This window comes from Alteraquisediminimonas sediminicola, assembly GCF_019740335.1.
Taxonomy (GTDB): domain Bacteria; phylum Pseudomonadota; class Alphaproteobacteria; order Sphingomonadales; family Sphingomonadaceae; genus Alteraquisediminimonas; species Alteraquisediminimonas sediminicola.
Genome location: NZ_JAHXZS010000001.1, coordinates 574568 through 585617 on the forward strand (window position 1 = coordinate 574568; position 11050 = coordinate 585617).

At 55.6% G+C, this 11050-nt stretch carries 11 protein-coding genes and 1 tRNA gene; 6 read left to right on the top strand and 6 right to left on the bottom strand.

The window, feature by feature from the left end:
- The first annotated feature begins 455 nt into the window (after window positions 1–455).
- Entirely contained in the window at window positions 456–1010 is a 555-nt protein-coding gene (locus K6117_RS02845) for a recombinase family protein (RefSeq protein ID WP_221792228.1), read from the top strand.
- Between the two features lie 6 nt (window positions 1011–1016).
- Here the strand turns inward: K6117_RS02845 and K6117_RS02850 are convergent, their stop codons facing one another.
- The gene (locus tag K6117_RS02850) at window positions 1017–1616 is read right to left on the bottom strand and encodes a hypothetical protein (protein WP_221792229.1); all 600 of its coding nucleotides are present in this window, start codon (window positions 1614–1616) and stop codon (window positions 1017–1019) included.
- Between the two features lie 489 nt (window positions 1617–2105).
- Window positions 2106–3689, bottom strand: coding sequence for a hypothetical protein (locus tag K6117_RS02855; RefSeq protein WP_221792230.1), 1584 nt, complete (start codon window positions 3687–3689; stop codon window positions 2106–2108).
- Between the two features lie 267 nt (window positions 3690–3956).
- Between K6117_RS02855 and K6117_RS02860 the strand changes: the two genes are divergently transcribed.
- The 4 genes from K6117_RS02860 to K6117_RS02875 are packed head-to-tail and all read left to right on the top strand — an operon-like array spanning window position 3957 to window position 7297.
- The gene (locus tag K6117_RS02860) at window positions 3957–4550 is read left to right on the top strand and encodes a hypothetical protein (RefSeq protein ID WP_221792231.1); all 594 of its coding nucleotides are present in this window, start codon (window positions 3957–3959) and stop codon (window positions 4548–4550) included.
- A 29-nt stretch (window positions 4551–4579) separates the two neighbouring features.
- Window positions 4580–5116, top strand: a complete 537-nt coding sequence (locus tag K6117_RS02865; protein ID WP_221792232.1) for a hypothetical protein — start codon at window positions 4580–4582, stop codon at window positions 5114–5116.
- Window positions 5117–5164: 48 nt separating this feature from the next.
- Window positions 5165–5881, top strand: a complete 717-nt coding sequence (locus K6117_RS02870) for a response regulator transcription factor (RefSeq protein ID WP_221792233.1) — start codon at window positions 5165–5167, stop codon at window positions 5879–5881.
- 3 nt (window positions 5882–5884) lie between these two features.
- Window positions 5885–7297 (top strand): sensor histidine kinase, encoded by a 1413-nt coding sequence (locus tag K6117_RS02875; protein ID WP_221792234.1) that lies wholly within the window; start codon window positions 5885–5887, stop codon window positions 7295–7297.
- Between the two features lie 549 nt (window positions 7298–7846).
- Here K6117_RS02875 and K6117_RS02880 read toward each other — a convergent pair.
- The 4 genes from K6117_RS02880 to K6117_RS02895 form a co-directional block, all read right to left on the bottom strand.
- Window positions 7847–8410: a hypothetical protein gene (locus K6117_RS02880; RefSeq protein ID WP_221792235.1), complete on the bottom strand. Its 564-nt coding sequence runs from the start codon at window positions 8408–8410 to the stop codon at window positions 7847–7849.
- Window positions 8407–8787 carry a helix-turn-helix domain-containing protein gene (locus tag K6117_RS02885; RefSeq protein WP_221792236.1) on the bottom strand — a complete coding sequence of 127 codons (381 nt, stop codon included), beginning with the start codon at window positions 8785–8787 and terminating at the stop codon, window positions 8407–8409. The genes K6117_RS02880 and K6117_RS02885 overlap by 4 nt, the downstream gene beginning before the upstream one ends.
- Window positions 8788–9119: 332 nt before the next feature.
- Window positions 9120–9194 (bottom strand) — tRNA-Gln (locus tag K6117_RS02890).
- 128 nt (window positions 9195–9322) lie between these two features.
- Window positions 9323–10435, bottom strand: a complete 1113-nt coding sequence (locus K6117_RS02895; RefSeq protein WP_221792237.1) for a branched-chain amino acid aminotransferase — start codon at window positions 10433–10435, stop codon at window positions 9323–9325.
- A gap of 77 nt (window positions 10436–10512) precedes the next feature.
- Between K6117_RS02895 and K6117_RS02900 the strand changes: the two genes are divergently transcribed.
- On the top strand, window positions 10513–11004 hold the full coding sequence (locus K6117_RS02900; RefSeq protein ID WP_221792238.1) for a MarR family winged helix-turn-helix transcriptional regulator: 492 nt from the start codon (window positions 10513–10515) through the stop codon (window positions 11002–11004).
- Window positions 11005–11050 lie beyond the last annotated feature (46 nt).

Genomic DNA, 11050 nt, shown 5'->3' on the forward strand with positions numbered 1-11050 from the left:
ATGTGCTCGACATGAAGCAGGTGTTCGATTCAGATTTATCTCCATATCTGTATCACCTCGACATCCAACCTGATCCAGTGATTAAGCGGCGCAGCCGCCACCCCGATTAGATCGGTGAGCGGACATGCGAGATCAATCGCGCGACGGGCTTCCCCAAGATTGATTTTGGTGAACGATCCACCAGATTACGCCACCCCGGTCGTTCACGATGTCAAAGATCGCGGACACGATATCATGCTGCGAGCCCGGTTCGCATTATTCGCGTGACGATCTGCTCGACCTGCCCCGAAAATCATTTTCGCGCCGGGGCGACTGTCAATCCTGACCTGATCCACATGGGTAACCCTAAATGGAACACTGCATGAGACGAGATTAGTGTCTCATATGGGTATTTCTTGACATTTTGGGACTTTGTGGGAGTCCAGTCTTAGAACCAAATGAGACAGGATCGACGAATGGCCAAGACATTGGGCTACGCGCGCATTTCGACCGATGACGGTCAAGACATTACCAGCCAGAAGACCCGGCTCGAAGAACTCGGCGCGGTCGTCGTCTTCTGCGATGTCGGCAACGGATCATCCCTCAATGGTCGCGATCAACTCGAAGCAGCCCTTCGCTTGATCGAACCCGGGGACGAGCTTCTCGCCCTTCACCCAGATCGTCTTGCCCGCGATACCGGCGATCTGCTCACCATCGCCAAACGGATCGTTGAGAAGAAGGCGGTCCTGCGCGTTCATGATCCCATGATCCGGTTCGATGGTTCCGATATCATGGGCGAGCTGATGCTGACCTTGTTCGGGATGATCGGCTCCGTCGAGAAACACTTCATCAAAGCACGACAGCGGCGCGGGATCGAAGCGGCCAAACTGAAAGATGTCTACAAGGGGCGACCCGCAACCATTGACCCCCATCAGATCAAGCAACTTCGCGCAAAAGGCATGAGGCCCACTGATATTGCACGAGAACTCAAGATTGGCAGGGCGTCAGTCTATCGCGCATTGGCCGCTTAACAGCCATCAACGGTGGTATCTGATATGGAGCTTGCCGTTGAGCTTCGGTCGATCTTCGGCCTCGATCTTATGCACGATATCAGGGGCAGATAGCCGAGGGTGCGTCACCCAGTTCATCAGGTGAATGTGCTCGCCATGCTTCCAGTGGTTATCGTGCGGATCAGTATCTCGCTGGTCGAAATAGAACAGGTGCCATTCATCGAGATTTTTGACAGAGGTGAATAGGTGTCCGTTTAACAAGCGCCGCTGCTCAAATGTCTGATCGACCTTGTTCGCGAGCTTCTGTGCCTTCTTGGAAAATGGTCCCACACCATTATCAGTGAAAGCTTCGAAATCAGAATCCGTAAGCGCAAGGTGCTCAGGATGATGATGCTTGTGGAACCGGAAATGGCGGATGGGAATTGCTTCCGTCATGCAGGCCAAGATCAGGTTGGCTAAATCCGATTGATGGATCACCACCGACCGACAGTGCTGATCCAACACAGCCTTGTCCACGATATCGAAGATCGTGAGCAGTGAACCGGATGTCGAATGGTCGTTATCAGCCATACTCGGACGGTAGGTGGCCAGATCGATCCGGACAAGATCGTTACGCCGACGATCCACATAAGCGCCTTCCAGTCACATGATGAAATCGTTGACGCCCTGCCGATCTGTGCGACGATCAACAAATGATCGACCAAGACGCTCCTGATATCGTTACCCCGGATGATACGGAATCATCCGATGAGACCATCGCACACCGCTTAGAATGTCGAGAGGCGTCGGGGGATGGTGAGGGAAATGATCGACAAGATCATGGCCGGGATCGGACAGCTCCCTTCGCCCGCTCCAGTTTTCCAAGGGTTTCGGCGAAACCCTGTTCCCAAAAATCGATAAATATACCATGTTCGGATCGTGTTCGGATTTTCCGGAAAATCCACGGATTTCCAGAATCCCATTTCCGCTAGTTTCTCCATGACCTAACGACTGTGCTGACAAATCAGCATCATGAGTCATTAAGCCACTGTCAGCAAAATCGTTAAGGCTTGAGAGCCGCCTGCCCCACCCATTTGAACGGTGACCGAATGCGAACACGCCGGGCCAGGACGCGGGTCATTCCGGATGCGTGTGCAATATCACCCCTGCCCGTGCCAAATAGGCAGTGTCATGCATACGGGCGGGGTTTTCCAACTGGTATGAAATGGTCCGCCTATCCGGTATAAACCTTTCAAAATGGGCACTCCGGTCCTTGCTATCGAGTTGTTCCAGCAATTCCTCTTTCATGTTTTCGAAATTTGCCCGCTCGCGATCATCTACATGAGGCAATTTTTCACTTCCCTGCGGGCGCAGGGTCAGCATGATAATGATGCTGGTCTTAGTCTTTGTTTTTGTCTGTGATTTGAAAAGCTTGCCAACCATAGGAATTGCACTGACAACCGGTGTCCGGCTCGAGGCCCGCTCGTTGACCCCTTGCATGCCGCTGCTGAGCAGGATTGTTTCGCCGAACTTCATTAACGCAACGACATCGGTTGTCGTCTTGGCAGTTTGCACCGATTGCCGGAAGCTGCCCACGGAGGAGCCGCCAAGAAAGTCTTCCAGGCTAGCTGAAACGTCCAGACGGACGGTGTGGTCTGGCGCAAAAGTCGGCTTAACCTGTAGCATCAACCCGACATCCTTGGTGGCCATCGCACTGTTGAGCTGGCCATCGGTTGCATAAGTCAGGGAATCGCCCAGCGTCACTTTCGATGTTTCACCATCATAAATCAGCAGCGCCTGCTGGGTCTGCACGGTTGACCAGCCATCCTGTGCATTGGCAATGTTGAGTGAATAGGTGACCGAGGGGATCGATGCTGTCAGTTCGTGCGTAATATCAAGCTTGTTGCTGGATAGCATGCCGGTGGCCTGATCGCGCGACGAAGCCCAGCGCGCGTTGATCAGGCTGCCGCCCAACTGAAGCGTCAGCGCGTCGAGCAGGTTTATCCCGCTCATCGATGTTTCCATCTCATCCTTGCGCAGGATGATGATGTCGACCATTCCTGCTTTGCTCGCTATTTCAGGCTCGGCTGGCACGGGTTCCGATGCAGCCGGCTCCTGATGATCGGCGGCAGGACGAAATGCGCTGGTAACCATCGGCACCGATCCATTGTGCGTCATGGCAAGCTGTCGGGCATAATGCTCAGCCTGTCCCCGATCACCCGCTTTCGCCAATATCGCAGCCCCCGTTATAAAGTCGTCCTCCGAGGCCGGTGTCCGCAATTTCACGGCACCGGCGTAAGCCGTTGCCGCCAGTGCCAGATCGCCGGAAATATAGGCAGATCGGGCCAATCCGTAAAATATAACAGGCTCATCTGGTTTGATGAGTGCGGCTTCGATAAAATGACGCTGCGCCGCCTGTGCATCCCTATCTTCCAGCGCCATGAGGGCAAGCTGCACATGTGCAGGCCAGAAGGCAGCATCGCTCTTAAGCGCCATGAGATAGCCTGTCCGCGCCATTTCCCGTCGCTCGGTGCCTGGAACTGAACTGATTTCGTAAGACAGGCCCGCCAGAAAATTCAGGCGGGGATCAAGCGGTGTGCGCTTGAGAGCAAGGTTAAGCGTTGACAGATCGGCGTCATGATTTTCAGGCGTTGCCGCCTGCGCTGGGGCGATGAGCATGCACAGCGAGGTTAGTAACAAAATCCGGCAATGTGCGCGCATCGCAAATCTCACAAATGATCATATATATGATAATTTTCTAATACGCTCGCTCGTTGTGTCAATCTTAACAGCGGCCATATTGGTGCCGTTGCAACGCTTGATGATGCAGCTTTTTGCAGGATTCAGGGCGCTCCTGAATTATGATTGCATTGACATGTTCCGATCGGGAGTAGTCTCGGAATGGGTGCTATTCACGTTGCGAATATATAAAAATAGATCATATATGATTTATTGCGGTCGATTGCCGCCGTTTAGTGGAAGGACAAGATGATGAACCGCCCAGCCATGACTGTTGCGATTGCGGCATTGATGACGAACGCCATGACCGCGGCCGCAGCAACTTTTGTCCCAACTCTTCCCGCGCCTATATGCGCCACCCTTTCCAGCGGGATGGCTAAAGTCACGACAACCTATGCCACGATCGAACTGCGAGAGTTCACTATAGGGAACGGTCCGTTTCAGATTTGGGTTCAGGCGAGAGGGCTCGGCTGTGCAAGCAATGCGGATACGAAAACCACATCCAGCTCCATCGCTACAAAAGGAGCTGGCCAGAAGTCCATCATGCCATATCCGGGATGCGGCAAAGCGGGCGGCACAGGTGGCGCATGGGGATACGCAACTGTCGATCGCGTTGGAACAATGGCATCCGATGGCAGTAATAGCTATGTTGGAAGAGTGCCTCTTTTAATAAATAAAAGCACGTTGGGGACTACTGCAAGCACCACAAATCTCGATTACTACGTTAGCAATCATTATGACTACAAATTAGTTACAAATATAAATGGAGATTTTACTTCATTTTGTGCAGCCGAAGTAACCGGTAATTTTGGTAGCGGAGATTCCTCTAACTGGACTCGCTAACCCTAAATTCTACATTTATTCCGAAAGACATGAACATGAACAAAAAAGTTGCTGCTGCCGCCGCCCTTGTCTGCGCTCTGCAATCCGCCGCTGCGGTTGCCGCTGACGCTGCGGTTTGCGCAAATGTGGGATCGGGCCAATCCAGCGTCGCACTCCGCCCGTCGACATTCACGCTGTCCGCCCAGATTATGTATCAGGAAAGCGTATCGCTTATGGTCTTTCCGATAAACGGCAGTTGTTTCGGCCAGGCCATCGGATTCAAAAGCACGCGGGGCGCTTCCTCGATTATCTATGCCACCATGGGTGTGTGCGGCACTAATTACATTCCCAGCCAGTTGTCGCTCAACGCGACGCAGGGGGGCGACCCAAATGGAACAAGGCTTTACCCCGGATCGGTGCAGGCCGATGGTTCGACGGTATATATCGGCCGCGTATTCGTGACATCGCCCACGCCGATGACGGCTTACGATTTCAAGCTGGTTTACAAGGCGCCGTACAATTTCACAGCCGCGTGCACAGCCAAAGTCGATGCCACCGGCGTTTCGACCTTGTGGAACGGCAAATAGCACAAACCCGCTGGCCTTGCCCGCACACTTGATGCAAAGGATCAGCCTTTGATCGATAGGGGGTATCGGGTGGGCGAAGTGTTTCCGGCCTCGGTCTGTGTGGTCGATGACGACGTGGATTTTGTGTCGTTCCTGACACGTTATCTGGAGGCGCGCGGATGCCGGGTGATGGCGTTCGCTTCGGCAGAGGCGTTTTTGAGCGCCCCCGCCGCGCTCTCCGCCGGGTTCTTTCTGATCGATCTGACACTGCCCGGCGCAGACGGGGTGGATCTGATCGGCATGATCCGCGCGCACAGCCACGCGGGCATCATTGTCATCAGCGGGCGCATGGGGCCGGATGCCTTTTCCAGTGCGCTGGCTGCTGGCGCGGACATGTTCATCAACAAGCCGGTCCGTTTCGATCAGGTTTATCAGGCGGTCGTTTCTGTCACGCGGCGACTGGGGCCGCAGCCGGTTTCTCGCGGGCAATGGGCATTCAACATTCGTAGCGGCTGCCTTGTTTCACCTTCCGGCAATGAGGCGGCGCTGACGGGAACCGAACAAAAGCTATTCGCCCGCCTGCTGCTGGAAGGCGGGGAAGCGGTTTCGCGCCAGTCGTTGGCTGAAGCAGCAGACATTGTGCCCAGCAAGGATGACCGGAACCTTGACGCTGCAATGTTCCGCATGCGCCGCCGGATCGAACAGCAAACCCGCGAACCAGCCCCGATAAAAACCATTCACGGTAGCGGCTATGCCACTATCGACGTGACGAGCGACGCAGGATAGCATGTGGCTGGCCTGCTGATCGATGTCACTACTGTCCAGTGGGCTTATCTTGGCCTGCTGATCGCTTTTACAATTTGCCTTGGCCTGATGACGCAGTTGACGGCCAGTTCGGGGCTGCGCTGGTGGCTGGCCTCGAACCTGACGACGGCCATAGCGTTTCCGCTGTTTATCCTGCGTTCGGAAATTCCGTTCGGTAATGTGGTTTTTCTGCTGCCGACGACACTGGTCATCGTCTCCGCAGCACTTAAGCTGTTGGCGGTAATTCCCGCAGCGCAGCGCAGGCGGCGGGCATGGCACATGGCGATGCTGGTTGCGCTGTTCATGGCCGTGTACAAGCTGCTGGATCAGGCGGGATGGCTGGCGGCACGACTATCGTTTTCACTGGGGACGCTCAGCCTGCTGACGTTGCTGATCGCGCACGGCGCCTCACGCAACACGCGCTGGCGCGGCATCCAAGGCCGTGGGGTGCTCATCATATCGTTCACGGTATCCGGCGTAATTCTTGCCGGATTGAGCGCGCGCGCGCTGGGGGGGAACGAAAGTTTTGCCTATTTTTCGCAAGGTATGGCGCAATCGATCGCTTTCGGGTTGAACCTGCTGCAACTGCTCCTTGTCCACATCGGTTTTATCGCCGTTGTCATCGGTCGGCTGACGCGGGTTACCGTACTGAAAGGTGCGCGAGAACGCGAACTCATCCGGCGACGGCGTCTGGCTGAAGAACGCGGGCGCGAAATGGAGGCCATCGCGCAGGAACGCCATGCCTTGCTCGAACTGCTGACCCATGAAGTGCGTCAGCCGTTAAACAATGCACAGGCAGCGCTTCAGGAAATATCGCGCACCATCGACGGCCAGCGTCTGGCGGCACTGGGGATGTCGCAGCCGGTCGCGCGGCTGTATGACATTATTGATCAGGTGGTGCTGGCGCTGTCGAACGCCATCGTCGCCGCCAGCCTGATTGAACGCAAATCGCGGCAGAACGCCCGTTCTGTCGATCTGGCAGAGGTGGCGGAACTGGCCAAGGGCGATTGCCCGCTCACGGCGCACGGGCGTATCACGCTGCTGGGTGCGGATTGCCCGATGTTCATTCAGGGTGATCCGGTGCTGCTGCGTCTGGCCTTTCGCAATCTGCTAGATAATGCGATCAAGTTCTCCGCACCCGAAACCCCCATTACGGTGAAAATCTCTGTCGACGAAGATCGATTGGGCATGATTTTTGAAGTCCGGAATATTCCCACGCGCCCCTTCACGCCCGACCGCGCACTTTTCGAGCGCGCCTTGCGGGGGGATGTCTCGATAGAGGGGAGTGGGCTGGGACTGTTCATTGTGCGCGAAGTGTCGCTCATACATGAAGGCACGGTGGATTCGCGCGTTGCAAGCGACGGGCAGACAGTGTTCGAAATGTTCTTCCCCGCCTGAAGCCAGTACGCCTCATTTCCGGATGCGTAGGCATTAACACCTCTGCGCCTGCGGGAGCCAGAGTCAGAACCTATTGTTTGAGACAGAATGGTTCGGAAGGCGCAGGACTATGTCGATATCTCAAAGCTTCCTGACGCAGCAATGGGCCATGGGGGCCGAATCCCTGCGGGACGGCAGGCGGACAGAAAGGTTGAGGTCGAGAATTCGACTCCTTATCGCCCGCTCCAGTTTTCCCAAAGAAAACAAATAATTTAGAAGAAACCGCCTTCGGGCGGTTTTTCTTATTCTGCCATGCGCGCATATTGTGCGACCACGCACAGGCCCCTCAAAAAATATCACATATTTTGCCAGTCCTCGGGCGGATGCTGGTCGCACCGACTCTCTGCGAACTCGCATCCTCTATGCGGTGAAGAAGTCGATTTCATATATCGCGTGATTCATCTCGGCCCGACATCGTCAGAATGCGTGACTCCCAGAAAGCGCCAGATCCTCGGTCCATAGATTCGTAAACCCATGAGCGCAGCCTCATGAGCGTTGCCTATGCAGCCATCAACCCTTGCGTCGGGACGATAACAGCCACAATAATGCCGCCAGCGCATAAATAACGAGCGCCGTCCCCAGCAAGTCACCAACAAATACCGTCCCCACTTGGACAAGGTCGATGTGCGTCGTCCCCAGCACGAATAATGTCAGGTTGAGCAGCACCGCATTGGACAATGCGCCATAGAATGAGAGCCTGATAATATCGCCGACCCCCATGCCGGACAGGTCCGACGACAGGCCCATATATTTCTGACAGACACGCACCGCGACATAAGGCGCAAATCCGGACATGAAACAGATCGCCAGCACATGCGACATATCCGTCCCCGGCGCGCTGGTGGCAAAGGCGCCCAGCATCAGCCCCCAGGCTGCTGGCGTTTCAAAGATAAGCACCGCCAGAATGCGCACCGCCGCAGGCAAGAATATCCAACTGGCGAACACCGAATGATCAAGGCCATAAAAGATGAGCCCGTTCAGTCGAAAAAAAACGATCCAGACTGCCGCCACGCCAAAGATAGTTGCGATGTGCCGTGCGGCGATTTGGGCGCATTGGCGCAATGTCAATGTCAACTGCGCGCCTCGACCTGCAAATCGTCAATGCACGCACTCAACCGGGCGATATATTCATCGGCAAGCGTGGTCGGCAAAACGAACTTGAGTCGCCGATCTGCGCGGTCGTCCTTGAATTCGACCAGACCTTTACGTTTCAGGCCCAGCAAACGCCGATAAATCGTGCTGCGGGACACATCTGTTGCCTCTCTCATCACATCCGCCACCGTCACATTGCGCGGCTCATGCCAGATCAGCGCCAGCGCATTGAGCAACTGCTCTTCATCCGCTTCGAGATGTGTAAATGGCGTAATCTTGCGCACCGCCGCCAGCAGGTTCAGCAGGCGCACATAGCTTGGCGCGGTAGGCACATCATTTCCCATAACGCTCTCTAACATGATGGAGGGCGTGGGAGGCAACTGGAATCAAGTGCAGCCATGGCAAAGACATTGCCAATATCGGCTCATTTTGCGCCTAATAACAAAAAACCCGGCCAGTGGACTGACCGGGTTTTCCGTTGAGTCTGAAAATTTTCAGATCAAGGGTCGCCCGATATTTATCGCCTGCGCACCGACATTTTGCAAGACGTTTCATTTATGAAACGATGTGATAATTTTTCAACCGACTACAATGAATTGTAAAATTTGTGATTTTTATAAAAAAATCGACGCCGCCAATAATTGCCGAGCCATTAAGCGATTTGGCTGACGCATCTATGATTTTCTGCGGATGGCTGGGGCGGGAGGATTCGAACCTCCGCATGCCGGTACCAAAAACCAGTGCCTTACCGCTTGGCTACGCCCCAATATCTATCCTGCCAAATCAAATCTGGCCGGGTGGAGGTGGTGCGATCAATCGACCACCCCCTCGAATTGCGCCCCCTATACCAAGGCCGCTGAAATTCGCAATGCCCTGAATCGCCGGAATCTTGGCTTAATCGAGACGCATCACCCAATGGTGGGGATCGGGTGCGACACCGCGCTGGATATCGACCAGACGCTGCTTCAACCGCAGGGTCAGCGCCCCCGCCCCGCCATCGCCGATGGTGAAGCTGAAGTCCGGGCTTGTCACCTTACCGACCGGCGTCACCACGGCAGCCGTGCCACAGGCAAAGCTTTCCTTCAAACGTCCGCTTTCGGCATCCGCCTGCCATTGATCGATCGCATATGGCTCTTCACGCACCGTCAGCCCCTCTTCCCGCGCCAGCGTCAGCAGCGAATCGCGCGTGATACCCGGCAGGATCGTGCCACCCAATGGCGGGGTCTGGATCGATCCGTCCTCAAAAACGAAAAACAGGTTCATGCCGCCCAGTTCCTCGACATAACGGCGCTCTGCCGCATCGAGGAACACGACCTGATCGAAACCCTTGCGGATCGCTTCGGCTTGGGCGGCAAGACTGGCCGCATAATTGCCGCCGCATTTCACCGCGCCGGTGCCACCCGGGGCCGCGCGGGTATAATCCTGCGACACCCATAAAGACACGGCAGGTGCGCCGCTCTTGAAATAGCCGCCCACCGCCGATGCGATCACGATATAAAGATATTCCGCCGACGGCTTCACGCCAAGAAACACTTCGCTCGCAAACATGAACGGGCGCAAATAGAGTGACCCACCCTCAACCGGCGGGAACCAGTCGCGATCCGTTTCCACCAATTGGCGGACCGAATCGACGAACAATTTTTCCGGAATTTCCGGCATCGCCAAACGACGCGCAGAATCGCAGAAACGCTTGGCATTCATCTCGGGACGAAACAGCGCCATCCCACCATCGGCGAGATGATAGGCCTTCATCCCTTCAAAGATTTCCTGCGCATAATGCAGTACCGCCGCCGCCGGATCGAGGGGGATCGGCCCGCGCGCGGTGATCTTCGCATCATGCCAGCCCTTGGCATCGGAATAACGGATAATCGCCATATGATCGGTGAACACCCGGCCAAAACCGGGTTCGGCAATCAAAGCCGCCCGCGTTGCAGGGTCCACCGGGTTCGGATTGCGCTCCACCAACAAAGAGGGGGTTGCGGAAACGTCGAGCGTATCGGTGGCCATGGATTGATGTCCTGCGAAAAAAGTTGGTCTGCAAACTGCCTTGCCATTTGGTAAAAGCAAGCGCAAGATACGTCAATATGACTGCCCTTTTTCCTGACGATCATATTGTCGCGCGCAATGAGGCGGATATTCGCCACGGGATCGAATTGCTCTATTTCGCTTATACAAGGCTGTATCGCGGCATTGACGAAGGCCTTGCCGCACAAGGACTTGGCCGCGCCCATCACCGCGCGTTATATTTCATCGGTCGTCAGCCCGGTTTGAACGTAAGTGAGTTGCTCCGCATCCTCGCGATCACCAAGCAATCGCTCGCCCGTGTCATCAACGACCTCGCCGCGCGCGGATTTGTCGCCACCGAACAGGGCCAAGCCGATCGTCGCCAGCGCCTGCTCCGCCTGACAGAGGCGGGTGCCGCATTTGAAGCCAGCCTCTTCGATCCGCTGCGTGCCTCCATGACCCGCGCTTATGGCGAGGCCGGGAACGCGGCACTTGACGGTTTTTGGGGGGTATTGGCAGGGCTGGTCCCGCCGGATGAGCGCGATATGGTCGGGCCGAATATCGCTTCATAACGTCAGATACGTTTGCACCGCCGCCTTGGGGGACAAGACGACGGTG